Source organism: Micromonospora aridisoli (genome assembly GCF_056150025.1).
On the sequence record NZ_JAXCFK010000009.1, the window covers coordinates 309,363 to 332,733 of the forward strand.

2 protein-coding genes are annotated in these 23,371 nt (G+C 74.2%); both read right to left on the minus strand.

Translation table 11 applies throughout. The features are described from left to right. Window positions 1-21: 21 nt before the first annotated feature. A complete protein-coding gene (gene fabD / locus SM447_RS20700; RefSeq protein WP_474574483.1) occupies window positions 22-3,249 on the minus strand; it encodes an ACP S-malonyltransferase in 3,228 nt (1,075 codons plus the stop codon). Next, on the minus strand, window positions 3,246-23,249 hold the full coding sequence (locus SM447_RS20705; RefSeq protein ID WP_474574484.1) for an amino acid adenylation domain-containing protein: 20,004 nt from the start codon (window positions 23,247-23,249) through the stop codon (window positions 3,246-3,248). Before SM447_RS20705 ends, fabD begins: the two co-directional genes overlap by 4 nt. Between the last annotated feature and the right edge of the window lie 122 nt (window positions 23,250-23,371).

Sequence of the window (23,371 nt, forward strand, 5' to 3'; positions counted from 1 at the left end):
GCCGGCCTCCTTCGGGATGGGTCACTGGGTGTCGCTGTACTGGAGCTCGGCCAGGGCCCGCAGCCGGGCCGTGAGGTGCACCGCCGCGCCGTCCATCAGCGTGTCGGCGACTGCCTCGACAGTACGAGCCCGCCACGGCTGCAGGTCGGTGCCGGCCACAGCTTGGTTGAAGGCACCCATTGCCGGTCCGCAGTGGACCAGATAGTCGACCCTGGCCGCCTCGTCGCCGGTCACCGCGAGACGCAGCCCGCGCGCGGCGTACGCCCGGGCCAGCGCCACAAGTTCGGCCTGGCCGTCGGGGCCCGCGGTGCCGGGCGGTACGTGCTCGCCGCCCAGGTAGCGGTCAAGGAGCTGGAGGCGGGCCGCCGCGTCCAGCGCGACGCCTCTGGCCTGCCCGCGCAACAGGTCGTACAGCTGGCCCGCCCGGGCCGGGAAGAGCAGGCCACGCTTGAGGTAGCGGGCCCGCACCCCGTGTTCGATCAGGTCCAGCCAGGGTGCGGCGACCACGTCGTGCTCGCGGGCCCGGGCCAGCAGGTTCTTCACCCGGTCGCTGGTGTCCGCCTCGACCGTGCACTGGTTCACCGAGCCGGTGAGCACGAAGTCCGCACCGAACAGGAACGCCGCAGCAGCTGCGGCGGGGGTGCCGATGCCGCCGGCGCAGCCGACGTGCACCGGCGCACCGGGCAGGGCTGCCGCGTCCCGCAGCCGGATCACCGCCGGCAGCAGCGTCAGCACGTCCGTGTCGTCGCACACCCAGCCGCCGTCGGCCGTGACACACAGGTCGTCGGCCATCGGACGCGACGCCGCCGCGGCGGCCTCCATCGGGGTCACCGCCCCCGCCGCGACCAGCCGCGCGACCAGCCGCGGCGGGGGCGGAGCCAGGAAGGCAGCCGCAGCATCGGTGCGCGACACCTTCGCCAGGATCCGGCCGCCCCGCAGCCGGAATCGCACCAGGTCCTCGGTGACCAGCGGGAAACCGGACGCCTCCACCAGTTTGCACCCGTGCCGCAGCAGCAGGTCGACCAGGGCGGCTTCCTCCTGGGGCGCGTCCGGCCGGTGGTGCAGGTTCACGCCGTACGCGGCGCCGAGTTCCAGCTCGCGCAGCTGCCGCTCGACTTCCGCCAGCGCCAGCCCGGCTGCACCCAGGAAGCTGAGCAGACCGGTCTTGGCCGAGGCACGCAGCAGCCGAGGGCCGGAGACGCCGCCGTACATGGAGCCGACGACGTAGGCCAGCCGCAGGCCGTACCGCTCCCGGAAGCTGCGGGCGCCGAGGTCGGCGGCGGTGAGTTCCGGCATGGCCGGGGCCGCCGCAACGGGAGTGGTCACCACCGGGACCGTCCGGACCTCGGCGGCCACGGGCGCGCTGACCACCGGCGGGGCCGCGGACGGCTCGGCCGCCGGCAGCGGATCCGCGGCTGCCCGGATGCGGTTGACCAGTTTGGTGAGCACCTGGCCGGGACCCAGTTCGACGAACTCGATGTCGCCGTGACGCAGCAGGGCGCGGACGGTCTCGGTCCACCGGACCGGACCCGCGATCTGCGCGATCAAGCGATCCCGCACAGTGTCTGCGGTGTAAGGCTGGGCGTCGATGTTGGCCAGCACGGGCACCGACGGTGGACGCGCAGTGAAGCCGTCCAGGAAGTGCCGGAACTGCTCGGCGACATCGCGTAGGTAGCGGGAATGCAGCGGTGCGCTGACGGCGAGCCGCACGGTGCGGGCGCCGGCCGCCTCGAAGGCCGCGCACGCCGCGTCGATCGCCGCATCCGGGCCGGAGATCACAAACTGGTCGGGCGCGTTGTAGTTGGCCAGGTCCAGGGCCTGATGCGCCGGGTCGGCGAGCGTACGCGCCACGGTCGCCTCGGCCACGCCGACGACCGCGGCCATGCCCCCGCCCCCGGCGGCGGACATCAGCTCGCCGCGCCGCCGCACCAGACGCAGCCCGGACGCGAAGTCGAAGACGCCAGCGGCGAACAACGCCACGTACTCGCCGAGGCTGTGGCCGACCAGGTAGTCCGGCGGCAACGGGTCGGTCGCGATCCGGTCCAGGTAGGACAGTGCGCCCACCACGTACAGGGCAGGTTGGGTGAACTCGGTACGGCTGAGCCGACGCTGCGGGTCCTCCACGCACAGCTCCGCGATGGAGTAGCCGAGCACCTCGTCGGCGATGGCGGTCTCGGCGGGGTACCTGGCGAAAAGCTCTCGACCCATGCCGCGCCGCTGCGAGCCTTGCCCGGGGAAGCCGTACACCTTCGTTGCGCGGATGCCGCCCACGGCGTGTCCCTTCCGTTGTGTGGTCCGTGGCGCCTGCGCGCGGACCCGGTCGAGCAGGGTGGTGTCCCGCTCGAACTGGCTCAGCAGCGGCAGCGACCGGGTGCCGGTGCCCGGCGGCAGCAGCCGGCCGACGAAGTTGTGCAGGTTGCCGGACGGGCCGAGGTCGAGACAGAGCAGGTCGCCGCGGTCGAGCAGCCCGGTCATGGCCCGCTCGAAGTCGATCGGCTGGCGGGCCACGCGGGTGAAGTGCTCCGCATCCGGATCACGCACCAGGTGTCCATCCACACAGGAGACCCAGGGCAGGCGCGGCGGTACCAGCGTCACCCCGGCGAAGGACGCCCGCATCGGGTCGAGGAGCGGATCCATCAGGTGCGAGTGGAACGCGTACTCGACCGGCAGCCGCAGGTGCAGCACGTCGGCTGCCCGCAGCGCGGCCTCGGCGCGGTCCAGGTCCGCCGCGCGGCCGGCCAGCACGAAGCTGGCCGGGTAGTTGCGTGCGGCGACTTCGCAGGCGCGCAGCGCCGGTATGCGGTCCAGCACGTCGATCCCGGTCAGCACGGCCAGCATGCCGCCGGGCGGGCCCGCGCGCAGCGCCTCGGCCTGGCGGGCCAGCAGGCGCAGGCAGTCCAGCGGGGCGAGACTGCCCGCGACGACGGCTGCGGCGTACTCGCCCAGGCTGCACCCGAGCAGGTGGTCGGGCACGATGCCCTCCGCTGCCAGCAGCTCCGCCAGGGCCAGCTCGATCATGACGATGCCCGGGTGGGTGATCCGGGTGTCCAGCAGCGGGTGATGACGCAGCCGCGCCGGGTCGAGGATCCGGGCCAGCACAGACTCACCGAGCACCTCGGCGACCGCGTCGTCGTAACCGCGCAGCGCCGTGCGGAACACCTCGTTGGTCTCGTACAGCTCCCGGCCCATGCCGTGGTACTGCGAGCCCTGCCCGGAGAACAGGAACACCACGGGCCGCGTCCCGGTCATCGGTAGTCGTCCCAGAACAGGCCCCCGGCCACGGCTACGGGCTCGGCGGTCCGCCGGATCACCATCCGACGGTTGCGCGCGGCCTCCGGCAGCGGCTGCCGCGTGCGGTGCGGGGTCTGCGGCGCCATGGCGAGCAGCACATGAGCGTTCGTGCCGCCGTCGGCGAAACAGTTGAGCGCGGCCAGACCCGCGTGGTCCGGCCAGGGCCCGGCCTCGCGGGGGAAGTACAGCGGCGAGGCGGCCAGGTCGAAGTGCGCCGGCGGCTGCTGCCCGGACCGGAACGGCACCTGCTCCCGGTGATGCAGCATCAACACCACCTTGATGAACGCGGCGATACCCTCCGCGGCCAGCGGGTGCCCGATGTTCGGCTTCACCGAGCCGAGCGCCACCGGCCGCGCCGGATCGGTGCCGTACACCGCCTGCACGGCCTTGAGTTCGAGCAGGTCGGTGACGACGCTGCCGGAGCCGTTGGCCTCCACCCAGCCGACGTCCTGCGGGAGGTGGCCGCTGCGTGCCAGCGCCTCGGTCATCACCTCCCGCTGCGCGGCCGGGTTCGGCGCGGCCGGGCCCGCGGTCCGCCCGTCGTTGTTGATCGCGAGACTCTTCACCACCGCGAGGACCCGGTCCCCGTCGGCCTGGGCCCTGGCCAGGGTCTTGAGCACGACGACGCCGACGCCCTCGCCCAGCACCAGGCCGGCGGCCCGGCGGTCGAACAGGTGGAACTCCGGGCCGGGGTTGAGCAGGCCGCGCTGGGCGAAGATCTGGTGCGCCCGGTCGTCGACGAGCAGGCTCACCCCCGCGACCACCGCCGCTTCGACGCTGCCGGCACGCAGGGCCTGTGCGGCGGTGTCCATCGCCACCAGCGCCGAGGAGCAGGCCGTGTCGACCACGATGCTGGGGCCACGGAAGTCGAAGAAGTGGGAGAGGTTGGCGGCCAGGTAGTTCTGGCCGGTGACCATCACCGGGTTGCGCGCCTGCCCCAGCAGCGTGTCCTCGGGTGTGCTTGTGGTGCGACCGCCGACGTACACCCCGATCCGCCGGCCCTTGAGTTCGGCCGGCCGGTAGCCGGCGTCGCGTACGGCCCGGTCGACCTCCTCCAGCAACAGCAGCGCCTGCGGGTCCATGGCGGCGACGTCCGCCTCCGACAGCAGGAACGCCTCGGGGTCGAAGCGGAGCTCCGGCTCCAGCAGCCCGGCGTGGTAGCCGGCCAGCCCGTGCCGCCCGACAACCGGCCGCAGCGCGCTGCGGCCCTGCCGCAGCAACTCCCAGTACTCGCCGGCCGACCCGGCGTCGGGAAACCGGCAGGACAGGCCGACCACCGCGAGTTCGTCACCGGTCCGCGCCGCACGGTCCGCACCGGCGCGCGTCGCCGGCCGGGGCAGCGGTGCGGCATCCAGGTCCGGCCGCGTCGCCTGCCGCACCAACGCAGCGTCGGCGTGGGAGTGGGCGTCGGTGTCGGCGTTGGCGTCGGGGGTGGGCCCGCCGAAGGAGGTGACGAGCGGGCCGGGATGCTCGGCAGCGAGGTACGCCGCGAACTCGTCCGCGGTCGGATGCTCCAGCAGGGCCGACGGGTCGAGCTGTATGCCGAGCCGCCGGGCCAGGGCCTGCACCAGCTGCGTGAGCAGGATCGAGTCGGTGCCGAAATCCTGGACCGGTACGTCACCGGTCAGCCGGGCCCGGTCGAAGCGCAGCTCGGCCGCGAGCCGATCAAGCAGCCAGGAGGTCGCCGCAGCCCGGGCCCGCGCCAGCTCGGCGGGCACGACCTGGTTCCTGCTCGGCTGCGGACCGACCGGTGGCGCGGGCACGGCCGGGGCAGCCGCCGGTGCGCCGTCGGCGTCCAGGCGGCGGGCGGTAAGCCGTTCGGGTCGCCAGTGCACACCGGGCGCGACCACGACGGGCAGCACCACCCGCGCGTCCGTGGCCAGGGCACGATCGAGCAGGGCGAGCCCCTGCTCGTCCGACAGCAGATCCAGCCCGGACGCCCGGTAGGCGGCGCTGCGCACCGCACCCATACCTGTGTCCCGCCAACTCGGCCACTGCACGCTGATCAGCGGCAGGCCGTGCGGGCGCGCCTCGGCGACCGCGTCCAGGTAGGCGTTGGCCAGGGCGTAGTCGCTCTGCCCGACCGCGAGCGCGGGTACGGCGGCCGCGACGGAGGAGTACAGCACGAAGAACCCGAGCGGCTCGTCCCGCAGGCACGCGACAAGGGCATCGAGTCCGAATACCTTCGGGTCGATCACCCGTGCCATGCCGTCGGGCGTCTTGCGGACGAAGGCGGGATTGTCGGCGTCGACCGCGCCGGCACTGTGGATCACCCCACCCACCGGGCCGAGGGTCCGCCGGACCTCGGCCAGCGCCTCGGCCAGGGCCACCGAGTCGTCCAGCGGCGGCGCCAGCACCAGCAGCTCCACGCCCTGGGCGGCCAGGTCGGCCAGCGGACGCAGCCGGCGGCCCAGCGGCGTGTCGGCGGCGATGTGTCCGTCCCACGCGGTACGTGGCGGCAGCGGCTCGCGTCCGGTGAGGACGAGTTTGCGCACCCCGTGCCGGGCGACGAAGTGGCGCGCGGTAAGCAGGCCGAGGCCGCGCGTACCGCCGGTCACCCATAGCACGTGCCCGTCCGGGAACGGGGCCGGACCCGAGCCGGCGGCGGCCAGCTCACGCAGCCCCGCCAGATGGCGTACGCCGTCGCGGTAGGCGACCTCGGCCGCCGCTGCCCCGGTGGCGAGTTCGTCGACCGCCCACCGGCACAGCTGCTCGTCCGATCCGGAGCCGGTGTGCACGTGCCGCGATGCGACGTGACGGTACTCGCTCTGCAGCATCCGGTAGAGGCCCACCCGGGCCGCGCCGCCCAGGCCGGCCGGCGTGTCGCGGGAGATCAGCAGCAGCCGCAGGTCGGGGCTGTGGTCGACCACCCGCTGCACCCAGCGCAGCCAGGTGAACAGCGCGGGGCGCTCGACTGGCGTACCGGCGCAGCCGGCCAGGTCGACCACGGCGTCGAACCGGTCCCAGCGGACGTCCGTGGCCGTGAGGTCCGCGTCGAGCGCCGCACGGTCGAGCACCTCGGCGTCGGGTAGCGCCGCCGCGAGCCGTTCCGCCAGGTCCTCGGTCCCGGGCGCGGCCAGCACCGCGACGCGGCCCGGCAGGGCGAGACGGTCGGCGGGCGCGGCGGGGACCCAGTGCCGCTCCAGCAGCAGCTCCCTGCCGGTCACGCCCGGTGCGGCGGGCGCCGAGGGTGCCGCAGATGCCACTGGTGCGGCGGGCGACGGGGGTGCCATCGGTGCGACGGGCGGCGCAGATGCTTCGGGGGTGGCGGGGGCGGCGTCCAGGGCGGCGAGCTCCGCGTCGGCGGCGGCCAGCCAGACCCGATCGCCGCCGAAGGGGTAGCCGGGCAGCGGCACCCGGCCCGGACGCGCGGCGTGCAGGCGGGACCAGTCGACGATCCCGCCGCGGGTCCAGGCCTCGGCGTAGGCCGCGAGCTCGGTCCCCGCCACATCTGCCGGGTACGGTCGGCGCGGGTCGACGATTCCGGTCCAGCTTTCGTCGGGTGTGCCCCCGGCAGCGTGCTCGTCCAGGCGGGCGGCCAACTGCGCGAGGTCGGTGAAGCGGATCGCCAGCCGATGCGCCATGCCCTCGCGTCCGGTCTGTAGCGTCCAGGCCACCTCGTGCGGCGCCAGGTCCGCGCCCTCGGCGCGTAGGTACGCGGCGACGCGGCGGGCGTACCTGGCCAGCCGCTCGCCGTCGCGGGCGGACAGCACGGCCAGCTGCGGACCGACCGGGCTGGCGGACGTCGGCGTGCCGAGATGTTCCTGAAGGATGAGGTGCGCGTTGGTGCCACCCGCCCCGAACGAGCTGACCGCGGCGGTGCGCGGGCGCGCCACGCCGTCGGGGCCGAGTCGGCGCGGCCAGGGCGCGGCCTCGCGCTGCACCCGCAGCGGCGTCATCGCGAAGTCGATGTGTGGGTTGAGCTCATCGGCGTGCAGCGACGGAGCCAGCTCGTTGTGCCGCAGTTGGAGCAACACCTTCGTGACGGCCGCGATGCCGGCCGCCGACTCCGCATGCCCTATGTTCGACTTCACCGAACCGATCGGCAGCGGTTCCGGCAGGTCGTACGGGTCGTGCTGGAAGGCCCGCAGCAGCCCGGTGACCTCGACCGGATCGCCCAACGCGGTGCCGGTGCCGTGCGCCTCGATGTAGTCCAGGTCGGCGGGGCGCAGCCCCGCGCGGTCGAGCGCGTCGCGTACCAGGTCGCCCTGCGCCTTGGGGTTGGGCACGGTGAACCCGCGGCCCGCACCGCCGTGGTTGACGGTGGAGGCCTTGACCACCGCGAGGATGCGGTCGCCGTCGGCCAATGCGGCGTCAAGGCGTTTGAGCAGGACCGCGCCGGAGCCGTCGGCCGGGACATAGCCGGTGCCGCCCGCGCCGAAACTGCGGCACCGGCCGTCCTCGGAGAGGAAGCCACGCCAGGCCAGTTGTAGGTACTTCGCCGGATGGCTGGTGATGTTGACGCCGCCGGCCACCGCCGTGTCGCAGTCGCCGTTCCGGATGGCCAGGCACGCCTGGTGGATGGTGACAAGCGCGGAGGAACACATGGTGTCCACGGCCACGCTGGGGCCGGTGAAGTCGAAGAAGTGCGAGACCCGGTTGGCCACCGAGGCGAAGGAGGAGTGCGGCGGCAGACCCTCGCCGCGCAGCGCCGCCCCGACGCCGTAGAGCTGGTACTGCCCGTACATCATGCCGACGAACACACCGGTGCGGGAGCCGCGCATCCGCTCCGGGGCGACTCCCGCGTCCTCCAGCAGGTGCCAGACCGTCTCCAGGAACACCCGCTCCTGCGGATCGGTGTGCTCGGCCTCGATCTGCGACATCCGGAAGAACAGCGGGTCGAAGCGTCCGACGTCGCGGACGAAGCCGCCCCACCGCCCGTAGGTGCGCCCGAACGCGGACTTGTCCGCGTCGTAGAACCGCTCGTGTCGCCACCTGTCGGCCGGCACCTCCTCGATGCTGTCCCGGCCGGCGCGCAGGTTGCGCCAGAACTCGTCGACGTCGTCGGCCTGCGGATAGCGGCCCGCGACGCCGATGATCGCGATGTCGCCGGCCGTGCTCGTCGTGGCCGTGGCAGCCGGGACCGACCCGACGGCCAGCGGCGTGACGGCGGCGGTGACCGCAGCCGGGACCGCCGTGACGGCCGGCGGCGCGGCGGTGGCGAACGCGGCCGGGTGCGCCGCCGCCAGGTGGTCGGCCAGCTCGCCGACGGTGACGTACTCGAACAGCAGCGTCTTCGACAGCGGGCCGACGCTCTCCTCCAGGCGGCGAGTGACGTTCAACGTGATCAGCGAGTCGACGCCGTAGTGGTCGAACGGTTCGGTGACGGCGATCTCGGCGGCGGGCAGTTTGAGCTCCTCCGCCATGATCCCGAGGACCAGTTCCTCGGCCTGGGCACGGGCCACGTCGGGGGCCGGTACCGTGACGCCGGACGCGGGCCGCGACGGCACCGCGTCACCGTCGAGCGCGGCCAGCAGCCGCGCGGGGTCACCTGCGGCGAGCAGCAGCCGCGGCGCGGCGGTGGCCAGCGCACGTTCCAGGGCGTCGAGCGCCGGCCGGGTACACAGCGGACGCAGGCCCGCCACCCGGGCCGCGTACTCGTGGCCTGCGGCATCGACGGACATACCGCCCTCGGCCCAGACCGGCCAGGCAGCAGCGAGGGTTCGCCCACTCCGGACGCCCTCCCGGCAGCGCTGATGGCGCTGCTCGGCGAAATGGTCGAGGAAGGCGTTGGCGAATGCGTAGTCGGTCTGCCCGGCGTTGCCCAGCGCCGCGGCGGCCGACGAGAACGCCACGAAGTAGTCGAGCGGGTCGTCCGCCGTCGCCTCGTCCAGCAGCAGCGTGCCGAACACCTTGGCGGACAGCACGGCCTCCGCGTCCGCCCGCTGCTTGCGGTGCAGCAGGCCGTCGCGCAGCACGCCGGCCGCGTGCAACACGCCGCGGATTGCGCCGTGCCGGTGGCGGGCCTGCGTCAGCAGCGCCCGCACCGCAGCGGGGTCGGTGACGTCGGCGAGGATCAACTGTGCCCCGGCGGCGTCGATGCGCGCCTGCGTCGCCGGGTCGGGTGCGGTGCGGGCGGCGAGCACCACCCCGCCCTCGGTCACGCCTGCGGCGCGCCGGACTGCGGTGATGTGCTCGGCCAGCAACAGGCCGAGCGCGCCGGCACCACCGGTGATCACATGCGCGCCCGCGCCCAGGAACACGCCCGCGCGGGCGTCGGGCAGGGTCAGCTGCCGCCAGGCCCGACGGGCGCGGCCCGACGCGCCGACCCGACTCTCGGCTGCCCCCTCGTCGGCGAGCGCGGCGGTGACCGCCTCGGCCAGCGGGCCGTCGGCCACCGCGAGCGTGCCGATGTCGAGCGCGGGGTACTCCCGGCGCACGGAGCGGGCGAACGCCGCCATCGCCGGGTGGGCGGGCGAGGCCGGCGGGTCGCGGTGCACGTACAGGTAGCGCAGCGCGCCGCCCGGCCCGCGCTGCCAGGTTTGCAGGAATGTCACTGCGGTGTGGAAGCCGTGCTCCAGCGCGGCGGCGGGTGAAGCGTCCGGGTGGGCCAGATGCACCACCTGCACCGGTCCGATGCCCGCGTCGCGGACCGCGGCCTCGACGTCGCACCGGTCGTCGAGTTCGACAAGCCGCGCCGGCATGCCCGCCGCGGTCAGCGCAGCGGTCACGGCCCGGCCCTCGTCAGCCGCGCCGAGGACGATGGCCGTGCCGGTCAGCGGGCGCGGAGCCGCTGGGACGGGCTGCCAGTACGGCTCGTACGCGGCGACCGTGTCCCCCGCAGTCTCCGCCGTGGCGGCGACCCGCAGCGTGAACGCGTCGATCGTCACCAGCACCTCGCCGGACGGGTCCAGCAGCGCCACGTCGAAGCACAGCGTCCCGGCGGCGGCGGGGCGGGCGGCGGGGCGGGCGTGGGCGTGCAGGCGTTGCGGCAGCTCGCCGAAGATCCGCACGGCACCCAGCGCGTACGGCAGGTACGCCGGCTGGTCCGCCGGATCCTGCCCACCGGCGGCGAGCCGGCCGGCCGTCTGCAGGGCCGCGTCCATCAGCGACGGGTGGAACACGTACCCGGCCCGATCGGCGGCTTGCGAGGCAGGCAGCCGCAGCGTCGCCAGCGCCTCGCCCTCCCCCACGGCGATCTCCTCCAGCACCTGGAAGGCCGGGCCGTAGTCGAAGCCCAGCGCAGAGAAGGTCTGGTAGCAGCTCGCGCCGGGATGCACGGTGGTGCAGCGGGCGCGTACCGCGAGCAGGTCGACCCGTTCGGGACGGACCGGCGGCTCGCCCCGGACGAGCGTGCCGCGGGCGTGCGTTATCCGGTCGTCGCCGTCGGTGCGCACCTCGAAGGTGTGCTCGGTGACCTCCACCCGCAGCCGGTACGCGCCCGTGGCCGGCATCCGGACCGGGGCCGCCCAGACCAGGCCGTCGACGCCGTGCACCCGACGGCCGCCGGCCAGTTCCCCGGCCAGTCGGCCCATCTCCAGGTACGCCATCCCGGGCAGCACCATCGTGCCGCCGACGACATGGTCGCGCAGGAAGAACTCGCGGCCGGTGAGCGTCTTGGCGTAGGCACGCCGGTCGGGGGTGGACACGTCCGCGTCCAGCAGGGTCGGATGCAGCCGAGCCGCCGCCGGGTCGGCGGCGAACCAGTGCCGGCCACCGGCGAACGGGTAGGTCGGCAGGTGCACCCTGCGCCGCGCCACGCCCCGGTGCAGGTGCGCCCAGTCGACCTCGCCGCCGGCCAACCAGTGTTGGCCCAGCGCGCCCAGGTCGGGCGACGGCGCGCTGGCCGGCGCGTCCTGACCCGCCTGCCCGGTGCGTACCTGGGATGGGCGACCGTCGAGGTGCGCGGCCAGCTCTGCGCGTAGCCCGGCGACGCCGCGCGCCGCCACGGCGAGCCGGTACGCCATCGGCTCGCGGCCCACCTGAAGGGTGTACGCCAGGTCGCCGGCCGCGACCTCGTGCGCGCCCAGGTGGTCGGCGAGCCGGCGGGCGCTGTCGCGCAGTGCCTGCGGGGTGCGGGCGGACAGCACGAACAGCTGCTCGCTGTCGTCCTCGCCATGGGTCTCGGTCATGCGCGCCTCCTCCAGCACCACGTGCGCGTTGGCCCCGCCGAAACCGAACGAGCTGACCCCGGCGCGGCGCGGCAGTTCCGCCCCGGCGGCGTCCCGTGGCCGGGGCCAGGCGCGCGTCTGGCGGGCCACCTCGAACGGGCCGCCGTCCAGTTGCAGGTACGGGTTCAGCTCGCGTACGTGCAGGCTGGCGGGGATGGTGCCGTGCCGCACGGCCAGCACCGCCTTGAACAGCCCGGCGATGCCCGCCGCGGCCTCCAGGTGACCGATGTTGCTCTTCACCGAGCCGAGTACGCAGCCCGGCCCCGGCCCGGTTCCCTGCTCGGCGTAGAGCCGTCGGAAGGCGATGCTCAGCCCGGTCGTTTCGATCGGGTCGCCGAGAGCCGTGCCGGTACCGTGCGCCTCGATGTAGCCGACCGTCTCCGGCGGCACGCCGGCCGTGCGGTACGCCTCGACAAGCAGATCGGCCTGGGCGTCGGGATTCGGGGCGGTAAGCGAGGTGGTCCGGCCGCCGTGCCCTGCGGCGGCGCCCTTGATCAGCGCGTGCACGGCGTCGCCGTCGCGGGCCGCCTGCTCGCCGGGCTTCAGCAGCACCACGCCGACGCCCTCGCCACGGACGTAGCCGTCGGCCCGGCTGTCGAAGGCCCGGCAGCGTCCCTGCGGGCTGAGCATCTCGCCCTGGCTGAGCACGTCGTTCACGGTCGGCGAGAGGATCAGGTTGACGCCGCCCGCGATGGCCAGGTCACAGCTGCCGTCACGCAACGCGGCGAGCGCCTGGTGCACCGCGATCAGCGAGCCCGAGCAGGCAGTGTCCACCGCGACACTCGGACCGCGCAGGTCCAGCAGGTACGACACCCGGTTCGGAATGATCGACAGCGCCGCGCCGGTGGCCGTGTGGCCCTGCGGGGGATGTCCGGCCGCTCGCTGCGCCTCCAGGTAGTCGGCATTGGCGACGCCGATGAACACCCCGACGCGTCGGCCGGACAGCTCTGACGGGCGGTAGCCGGCGTCCTCCACCGCCGACCAGACCACTTCCAGCAGCAGTCGCTGCTGCGGGTCCATCAGCTCGGCCTCCCGGGGGGAGATGCCGAAGAACGCGGCGTCGAACCGGTCGACGCCGGACAGGAAGCCGCCCCAGCGCGAGCGGGAGCCGGGCCGCTCCCGCCAGTCCCAGCGGTCCGCGGGCACCTCCGTGACCAGGTCGTCGCCGGCAAGCAGGTGCGCCCAGAACTCCGCCAGGTCGGCCGAGCCGGGCAGCCGCCCGGCCATGCCGATGACGGCGACGTCCCCACCGCCCGGCCGCCCGCCGGAGGGCTGCGGCGCGACAGGCTCGGCGTCCGGCGGCGGCGCGACCGTTGCGAACCGGGCCGACAGCGCCGCCGGGTACTCCTCCCACAGGTGCTCGGCGAGTGCGGTCAGGGTGCCGCGACGGTAGAACAGCGTCGGGTAGACCTCGATGCCGTACGCCTTGCGCAGCTCGACGCTCAGCGCGGTGAAGGTCACCGAGTTCATGCCGGCGTCGCCGAGCGGGGCGTGCGCCCCAATGTCCTCCGGGCGTACGCCCGCGAGCCGGCCGACGATCCCGGCCAGGTCGGCGACCAGCGCCTCGACCCGGCTCGCGGGTCGGGCCGGGACGAGCGGCCGGGCCGCCGCCGTCGCGCCGAAGCGCGCGCGCAGGTCGGCCAACGGCAGGGTGGCCAGCGCGCTGCGGTCGACCTTGTCGTTGAGAGTCTGCGGCAGGGCGGTCACCCGCAGCAGGGTGTCCGGGACCATGTGGTCGGGTAGCCAGGCGGCGAGCTGCTCCCGGGTCGGTTCGGCGGCACCGTCGGCGAGCACGTAGCAGGCGAGCAGGGTCCGGTCGCCACCGTCCCGACCGCGCGCCACCACCACCGCCTGGCGCACCCCGGCGATCCGCCGCAGCGTCGCCTCGATCTCCTCCAGTTCCACCCGGAAGCCGCGTACCTTCACCTGCGAGTCGATCCGCCCCAGGTACTCGATCCGGCCGTCGGGCAGGCGGCGGGCCAGGTCGCCGGTGCGGTACATGCGGGCGTCACCGCCGACGAACGGGTCGGGCAGGAAACGTTCGGCGGTCAGCTCCGGGCGGTTGAGGTAGCCGTCGGCCACGCCGTGCCCGCCGATGTACAGCTCTCCGGCGACCATGGTCGGCACCGGCCGGCGCGCACTGTCCAGCAGGTAGAGCGTGGTGTTCGCGATCGGACCGCCGATGGTGATCCGCTCGCCGGGCACGAGCCGGCTCGCCGCCGACCAGACCGTGGTCTCCGTCGGGCCGTACAGGTTCCAGACCGCGCGGTTGCCGGCCAGCAGCGCTGCCGCGGTTTCCGCCGACAGCGCCTCGCCGCCGCACAACACCGTCAGCGCGGGATCGCCCGACCAACCGCCGGCCAGCAGCATGCTCCAGGTCGCGGGCGTGGCCTGCATCAGCGTCGGGCGCAGCCGCTCGACGGTGTCGCGCAGCCGCAGCCCGTCCCGAGCCACCTCGGTCGGCACGATCTCCACCCGACCGCCGGTGATCAGCGGCAGGTACAGCTCCAGCGCGGAGATGTCAAAACAGGCGGTGGTGACGGCCAGCAGCGTGTCCGCCGGACCGCACCCGGGTTCGCGCGCCATGGAGCACAGGAAGTTCGTCAGCGCGCGGTGCGGGACGGCGACGCCCTTGGGCTGGCCGGTCGAGCCGGAGGTGTAGATGACGTAGGCGGTGTCTGCGGGTCCGGCAGGACCGGGCGACGGCCTGGTGGGCAGCGCGTCCGCTCGGTCGACGAGCAGCCGCGGCGTCGCGGTGTCCCCGCCGGGCAGCGTGGAGTGGGTCAGGATGAGGTGCAGCCCGGCGTCCTGCGCCATGTACGCCAGCCGCTGCGCCGGGTACGAGGGGTCCAGCGGCACGTACGCGCCACCCGCCGCCTGCACCGCCAGCAGCGCCACCGGCAGGTCCACGGTGCGCGGCAGCAGCACGCCCACGGTGCGGCCGCGCCCGACGCCCGCGGCGGTCAGCCGCCCGGCCAGCACCTCGACCCGTGCCCACAGCTCGCCGTAGGTCAGCTCGGTGCTGCCGCAGCTGACCGCCACCGCGTCCGGATGGGCTTCGGTCTGTGCCCGCACCAGCTCCCAGACCAGCGTCCCGGCCGGGTAGTCGACCACGGGGGGCGGGGCGAGCAGTGCCCGCTCCGCCGTGGTCAGCAGCGCCAGGTCACCGACGGCGGTCCCGGGCGCGGCGACGGCGGCGGCCAGCAGCGTGCCGTAGTGCTCGCCGAGCCGACGCACCGTGGCCGCGTCGAACAGGCCCGGGTCGTACTTGAGCGTGTACCGGCAGCCCTCAGGCTCGTCGACCAGGTCAAGGGTCAGCTCGAACTCGCCCTCCTGGTGCACGCCGTCGAGCGCGCCGCGCAGCACGCCGTCGGCGCTGACGTCGCGGGCCCAGTTGTGGAAGTAGAAGGCCACGTTGAACGGCATCGCCGGGGCCGCCGGGTCCGCCCGCCGCAGCTCCTCGGCGAGACTGAGCAGCGGGTACGCGCTGTGGTCCAACGCGTCAAGCACGGTCCGATGGACGCGGCGCAGCAGGTCGGCGTACGCCTCCCGGCCGTCGACCCGCTCGGCCAGCACGACCATGTTCATGAAGTAGCCGAGCACGTCGTCGTAGCCGGACGGACGACCCGCGGTCGGCATGCCCACGGCGACGTCCGCCTGGTCGCTGTAGCGGTGCAGCAACGCAAGGAACCCGGCCAGCAGCACACTGGACAGCGACGTCCGTTCGGCCTGGGCCAGCGCCCGGGCCTGTGCCGACACCGCCGCCGGGAGGCGGCCCTCCAGGCTCGCGCCCGCGAACCGCGGCCCGGCCGGGCGCGGGCGGTCCAGCGGCAGCGCCACCGTCGTCTGCCGGCCGTGCAGCCGCTCCAACCAGTACGCGCGCAGCCGCTGCCCCTCCGGCCCGGCGAGCCGCTCACGCTGCCACGCCGTGAAATCGGCGAACGTCCGGGCCGGCCGGTCCGCGGGCAGCTCGGCCCCGGCGCGGACAGCACGGTAGCCGCGCTCGACCTGCTGCACCAGCAGCGGGATGGACACGCCGTCGAGCACCAGGTGGTGCACGGCCAGCAGCAGCGCCTGACGGCCGTCGCCGAGGGTGTAGAGGGTGGCCCGCAGCAGCGGACCCCGGGCCAGGTCAAACGGCCGCCGCGCGTCGGCCCGAACCCGATCGCGCAGGTCGTCGTCGGAGGCTGAGGTCAGGCACACCTGCTGGAACGGCAGCTCGGGCTCGACCGCGATCCGCGCGTACGGGCCGTCGTCGCCGCTGTGCACCGTCGCCCGCAGTTCCTCGTGCCGGTCCAACAGGTCCTGCAACACGACGCGCAGGGCGAGCACGTCGACGTCCGGCGCGAGCCAGAACGTCACCGGCAGGTTGTAGGCATAGTTTCCGGGCGCGATCTGCTCGAACACCCACAGTGCGTGCTGCCCGGGCGAGAGCGGGTGGGTGGAGTGCGTCGCGTCGGTGCGGGGACGCAGCACCCGGGCCGCTACCCGCGCGTCCGGCCTTGGGGTCAGGTCCGGTGCCGGGGCGGCGTCGGGCAGCCAGCGCGCCGTCAGGTGGGTGGTCAGCTCGCGCAACGTCGGACGTTCGAAGAACTCCTCGAGCGGCACGGTGGCTCCGAACGCCTCCTCGACCGCGGCCACGATCTTCATGCCGCTCAGCGAGTCGAAGCCGTAGTCGGCCAGCGGACGCTCCGGATCGATCCGCACGTCCAGTTTCAGGACCCGCTCCAGCAGCTCCCGCAGGCGTTCCCCGGCGGCGTCGGCGGTGCGGGCGGGCACCACCGCCGTGGTGCCCGCCGCCGCGCGGGGCGCGACGCTCGGCCGGGCCTCGCCCTCGCCCGGCACGCCGTCGCGCTGCGCTACCAGGACGTGCTGGCCCAGGTCGCCGGCCTCGTCGCCGAGCAGGCCAACCTCCGTGAAGCCCGCCTCGCGCAGCAGCGTGCGCCAGGTCGCCGGGGCGACCAGCGGCGAGGCCGGGATGCGCAGCTCGGTGTCCTGGAACGCCCACCAGCCCTCCATCACCCCGCCGCCGACGGTCAGGTAGGGCCGGATCGCGGTGAGCTCGTTGAGTACCAGCCGGCCGCCGGGCCGCAGCAGCGCCCGGGCCTTGCCCAGGGTGGCGCGCAGGTTACGGGTCGCGTGCACCACGTTTGTGGCCACCACGACGTCGGCCGTGCCGTCGGCGAAGCCCTGCTCGGTCAGGTTGCGCTCCAGATTGAGCAGGGCGAACCGGACGTACGGGTACCGCTTGGCGAACCGTTCCCGGCCGTGTTCGAGGAAGCGCGGCGAGATGTCGGTGAACGTGTAGCCGACGCGGCCCGGATACGCGGCGAGCATGGCGAGCACCGGCTCAGTGGTCGCGCCGGTGCCCGCGCCCAGCTCCACTACCTCGAGCCGCGCGCCGGCCGGCAGCTGCGGCAGCCGGCTGTCCAGGAACCGGCACACCACGTCGGCCACCTGGTCGTTGAAGAAGTCGGTGAGCGGGTTGCCCCGGTAGAGCTTCTCCACCAGCCGCATCGACGTGCCCGGGAACATCACCTCGGTGCCGACCAGTTCGCCGCGCAGCAGCTGCGGGTACGCCCGCAGGAACTCGCGGTTGAGCACGGCCGTCGGCGCGACGTCCGGGTACGCCTGCGCGACCCGGTCGAACGCCTCCACCCAGTCGTCTGCCGCGTCCACCAGGTCCATGGCCGAGGTGGTGACGACCTCACCGCCCTCGCGGGTGAGGTACCCGGCCCCGGCCAGCAGGCCCAGCAGCGCCTCGTGCAGCCGTTGGAACTTGTCCCGGATACCCAGCTCGCGGCGCAGCTCGTCGCTGTCGTGCCGCTCGCCGTAGCGGTGGAACGCGCCCATCCGCCGGTAGGCGTGCAGCACCCCGGACACCGACACGACGTCCAGTTCTGCGAACCCGGCCAGCACCCGGGCCACGGCGGGATCGAGACCAGCCGGCACGTCCGGCGTGGCAACCGTGGCCGGCACGACGGGAACAGTGACCCTGGTCGGCACCACGCGGGCAGCGACCGCAGCCGGTACCACGGGGGCAGCGACCGTGGCCGGCACGACCGGTGACGGCGCGTCGGGAATCCAGTGGCGCTTGCGCCCGAACGGGTACGTGGGCAGCTCGATCCGGCGGGCGGTGGCGACGGTGACCCGCGCCCAGTCGATGTGCGCCCCGGTAACCCAGTGCCCGGCGACCGCGGCGAGATCGCGATCCGACAGCGCCCGGCCCAGTGCGTCGGCCTGCTCGGCCGGCAGCGTGACCACGGTGTGGGTGGCGCGGCCGGTGCGGACCCGCGCGTCGGCCGCCCCGGCGGCGTACGCCGCCAGCAGCCGCGCCGCGTCGGCGACGGATCGGGCGGGCACGGCGAGGCGGAACTCGTGGACGGCCCGGCCCACCTGAAGCGTATGCGCGATGTCGGCGAGCCGTAGGTCGGCGCGCACGGTGGCCGGCGCCGCCGGTGGCTCGATGTTGGCGAGGGCACGCACCACCCCGTCGAGGGTTTCCGCGGTGGTGACCGCCACCGGCAGTTTGCTGCCCAGCTCCTCGGCGAGCAGGGCAAAGTAGTGCGCGCGTTCGGCCACACCGAATCCGCAGTCCACCAGGTCGACGGTGAGGTCGAGAGTTTCCGGCGCGACGCCGGCCAGCTCGGCGGCCAGCCGTAGGCAGCGGGTGCGTACGTCGTCACCCGCGCCCGCCGCCGTGGGGGCACCCCGGCGCAGGTAGGCGGCCAGATCCGCGGCGTACTCCCGCAGCCGCTGCTCACTCTGCGCGGAGAGCACCACCAGGTGCTCGGTCCCATCCTCGACCGCGACCGGCGCGTCTTCCGAGGCATGCTCCTCCACCACCACGCACGCGTTGGCGCCGCCGGCCCCGAACGAACTGACCACGGCACGCAACGGCAGCTCACCGCCCGCGTCGTCGCGCAGCCGCGGCCAGGGTTCCCGCGTCTGCTGCACCGCGAACCGGGTGGTGCTGAGGTCGATCTCCGGGTTGGTCCGCGCCGCGTGCAGCGAGGGCGCGAGCGTGCGGTGCCGCATCTGCAACAGCACCTTGGTGAGCCCGGCGATGCCCGCCGCCGACTCCAGGTGGCCGATGTTTGTCTTCACCGAGCCGATCGCCACCGCCGGCAGTTGGGCGCGCCGCGCCGGATCGATCCGCCCACCGAACGCCGCGACCAGCCCCGCGATCTCGATGGGGTCCCCGAGCAGGGTGCCCGTGCCGTGGGCCTCGACGTAGCCGACCGTGTCCGCGGCGATCCCGCCCCGGTCGAGCGCGGCGCGGATCACGTCGCTCTGCGCCGCCGAGCTGGGCACGGTGTAGCCGCCGCTGTTGCCGCCGGAGTTGACCGCCGTGCCGCGAATGACGCCGAGGACCCGGTCGCCGTCGGCCAGGGCCCGTGCCAGCGGCTTGAGCAGGACTGCGCCCACGCCCTCGCCGTCAACGAAGCCGTCGGCGTCCGCGCCGAACGCCTTGATCCGGTCGCCGCGGGAGAGCATGCCGGCCTCGGTCAGCGCGCGCAGGTGTTTCGGGTGCAGGATCAGGTTGACGCCACCGGCGATGGCGCTCACGCATTCGCCGCTGCGGATGCTCTGGCAGGCCAGGTGGATTGCGGTAAGCGAGGCCGAACAGGCGGTGTCGACGGCCAGGCTGGGCCCCGTGAAATCGAAGAAGTACGACACCCGGTTTGCGATCGACCAGTGCCGCGAGTGGGCGTTCGTCACCACGCCGCGTGCGGCGGCCTCGCCGCTCATCCACTCGTAGTCGCTGTTCATCACACCGACGAACACCCCGACCGGCCCCGGCCCGGCCAGGTCCGCAGCCCGGTAGCCGGCGTCCTCAAGCGTCGCCGCCGCGGTTTCCAGGAACAGCCGCTCCTGCGGATCCATCGCCTCGGCCTCGGCCGGCGAGACCCGGAAGTAGAGCGAGTCGAACGTGTCGACGTCGTCGAGGAAGCCCGCCCACTTGCTGTACGGGGCGCGCGTCCCGGCCGGGTCGTAGTGCGCGTCGGCGTCCCAGCGGTCGGCGGGCACCTCGCGGACGCAGTGCCGCCCTGCGGCCAGGTTGTCCCACAACTCGCCGACCGTCCCGGCGAGCGGGTACCGTCCGGCGACTCCGATGACCGCGATGCGGTCGTCGGTGGCATCCGGCTCCTCGACCGGCGTGCCGACCTCGGACACCACCGACGGCGCCTCGGCGGCGAGCCGGCCGGACAGGTACGCGGCCAGCGCCCGCGGCGTGCGGTGCTCGAACACCATCGTCGCGGGCAGCCGCAGCCGGCTGCGTGCCGCGAGCCGGTTGCGCAATTCGAGCGCGGCCAGCGAGGTGAAGCCCAGGCGCAGGAACCCGAGGTCGGGATCGATGTCCTCGGTCGAGGAACGCCCCAGCGCCGCCGCGGTCTCCCGCAGCACCAGCTCGCCGACGACCTGGTCGCGCTCGTCCGCAGGCAGGTCCCGCAGCCCGCCGCCGTCGCCTCCGGGCGCCGGACGCGGATCGGGCCCGCTCCGGCGGTGGGGCCGGTCCAGGGCCGGCTCACGCAGCAGCGGTGACGCCGTGGCCGACGCCCGGTCCCGGCGCAGCGGCAGCAGGTGTGCCCGGTCCGCACCGAGCGCGGCGTCCAGCAGCGCCAGCGCGTCCCCGGTGGCCAGCGGCAGCACGCCGGCCTCGGCCAACCGGGCCAGGTCGGTCTCGTCGAGCCGTCCGGTGAGGGCACTTGGCTCGGCCCACAGTCCCCACCCCAATGACAGGGCGGGCAGGCCCAGGCCACACCGGTGGTGAGCCAGCGCGTCGAGGACGGCGTTTGCGGCTGCGTAGTTGCCCTGCCCCGCCGTGCCAAGCGTGGCGGCGACCGAGGAGAACAGCACGAACGCGGCGAGATCCCGGTCACGGGTCAGCTCATGCAGGTGCCAGGCCGCGTCGGCCTTGGCCGCCAGCACCGTACGCAGGCGCTGTGGAGTCAGCTCGCCGATCACGCCGTCATCGAGGACGCCGGCCGCATGCACGACCGCGCGCAGCGGGCGGTCCGCCGGGATCGCCGCCAGCAACGCGGCCAGGGCGGCGCGGTCGCCGACGTCGCAGGCCACCGACACCGCACGCGCGCCCGCCTCGGTCAGCTCCTCGGCCAGTTCCGACGCGCCCCGGCGGCTCAACAGCAGGAGGTCGCGTACGCCGTGCGTGGCCACCAGGTGCCGGGCTACGAGCGCGCCGAGCGTCCCCGAGGCCCCCGTGATCAGGACGGTGCCATCGGCCGGAAACGGGGCCGAGCCCGAGGTGTGCGCTCGCACCAGCCGTGGCGCGCGGATTCGGCCGGCGCGCACCAGCAGCTGCGGTTCGTCGGCGGCCAGCGCGGTCGCGAGCAGTTGTGCCACAGCGTCGGGGGCATCGGTGTCGATGAGCACGATCCGGTCGGGATGCTCGGCCTGGGCCGAGCGCACAAGTCCCCAGACCGCAGCCGCGGCGGGATCGGCGTCGCCGCCGTCGGGCACCGCGCCGCGCGTCACCACCACCAGGCGGGCGTCGCCGTCGTCCGCGCCGGCGAGCCAGGTCTGTAGGTCGGTGAGGACGGCGGCGGTCACCGCCTGGATCCGGACGGGCTGCTCGCCGTCGGCGAGCGGGCAGTGCAGCACGGTCACGGCCGTGATGTCGGCAGGAGGGGCGTCGGTCTGCACGGGCACCCAGTCCAGCTCATACAGCGCGCCCTGGCCCGAGCCGCTCAGCAGGGCGTCGAGCGGGCGCAGGGTCAGCGAGTCCACCGTGAGCAGGGCGTGACCGGTGCCGTTGGTGATGCGCAGGCCGACCGCGCCGTCGCCGCGCGGCGTGATCGTCGCGCGTACGCTCGCCAGGTCCGGATCGGGCGGCGTCCACCGCACCCCGCTCCAGCTGAACGGCAGAGCGGGCTCGGTCTTCAGATCCAAGGCGTGCAGGGTGGCGTCCAGCAGCGCGCTGAGCTCCGGCTCGCGCAGCGAGACCTCGGCGAACAGCTCGTCATCGCGCCGCCATAGCGCCCGCAGGCCCCGGAACCGGGGCCCGTACTCCAGGCCCTGGGTGGCCAGGTCGTCGTACCAGGAGGAGAGGTCGACACGGGTGGCACCCGCTGGCGGCCAGGCTGCGAGATCCAGGTCCCCGTCGGACTGGGCCTGGTCGGCGGCAATGGCCCCGGTCGCGTGCAGCCGCCAGTCGGCGTCCGGGCCGCGGGAGTGCAGCCGCAGCGGCCGGTATCCGTCGACGGCCGGGCCCACCAGCAGCTGGATTTCGAGGTCGCCCTGCTCCGGGAGCACCATGGGTGCTTGCAGCGTCAGCTCCTCGACGACGTGCCCGGCCCGCAGCGCCATCGCCAGCAGCGCCGTTCCGGGCACCACCACCTGGCCGCGCACCCGGTGGTCGGCAAGCCACGGATGCGTACGCAACGACAGCCGGCCCGGGAACACCGCCTGGCCGCCCTCGACCAGCTCCACCGGGGCGTCCAGCAGCGGCTTCGGCGTACGCAGCCAGTACGGCGCCGTCTGGAACGCGTACGTCGGCAACTCGACCGTACGCGCGCCGGTGCCCTCGTACGTCCGGGCCCAGTCCACCGCGACGCCCTGGGTGTGCAGTGTCGCCATGGACAGCAGGAACCGCCGGGCGGCGTCCTCGTCGCGGCGCAGCGTCTCGGCCACCACCGCGTCGTCCACCGTGTCCTGAATCGCCATGGTCAGCAGCGGATGCGGGCTGACCTCCACGAACACCCCGTAGCCGTCGGCGGACAGGGCTCGGACGGTCTCCTCGAACCGCACCTGCCGGCGCAGGTTGTGGTACCAGTACGCGCCGTCAAGTTCCGCGCCGTCGAGCCGGCCTGCGGTCACCGTCGAGTAGAACGCGACCTCGGAGGGCTGCGGCCGTACCCCGGCCAGCGACTCCAGCAGCTCCTCGCGCAGACCTTCGACCTGGACGGAGTGGGAGGCGTAGTCGACCGGGACCCGACGTGCCCGCACCTCGTCGGCCGCGCACCTGGCGATCAGGTCGTCGAGGGCATCCGATTCGCCGGAAACGACCACCGAGGACGGTCCGCTGACCGCCGCCACCGAGATCCGGTCGCCGTACGGCGCGATCCGCTCGCGCACCCGGTCCTCAGGTGCCGCGACCGAGACCATCCCGCCGCGCCCGGCCAACGCCGTCAACGAGCGGCTACGCAGCACCGAGATCAGCGCGCCGTCGGCGAGGGACAGCGCGCCGGCCACGCAGGCGGCGGCGATCTCGCCCTGCGAGTGCCCGACGACTGCGGACGGCACGACACCGGCGGCGCGCCAGGCCTCGGCCAGCGAGACCATCACCGCCCAGAGGGCGGGCTGCACCACGTCCACCTGAGCCAGCGCGGCCTCGTCGGTCAGCACGTCGGGCAGCGACCAGTCGACCAGGCCGTCCAGCAGGCGCTGACACTCGTTCATCCGGGCGGCGAAGGCGGGTGAGGTGTCCAGCAGGCCCACCGCCATCCCCGCCCACTGCGAACCCTGACCCGGGAACACAAACACCACCCGACCATCCACACCACGATCCGCACCCACCACCACACCCCCCGACCCCACCCCAACCGACAACTCCCCCAACCCCGCCAACAACTCATCCCGACCAGCCGCCACCACCACACCCCGATGCCCCAACACCGACCGCGACACCACCGACGACCAACCCACATCCACCACCCGCAAACCCGAACCCGCCACCACCCACTCCCGCAACCGACCCGCCTGCGCCCGCAACGCCCCCTCAGACGCCCCCGACACCACCACCGCCACCGGCCCGGACTCCCCATCGGACACGCCGCCCACCTCGGACACGCCGCCCACCTCGGACACGCCGCCCACCTCGGACACGCCGCCCACCTCGGACACGCCGCCCGGCTCCGGTGCCTGCTCCACAATCACATGCGCGTTCGTCCCACTGATCCCGAACGCCGACACCCCCGCCCGCCGTACCCGACCCACCACCGGCCAGG

Excerpts from the sequence above, each read along its gene's own strand:
- fabD (WP_474574483.1), bottom strand. The coding sequence starts at position 3,249 with ATGACCGGGACGCGGCCCGTGGTGTTCCTGTTCTCCGGGCAGGGCTCG.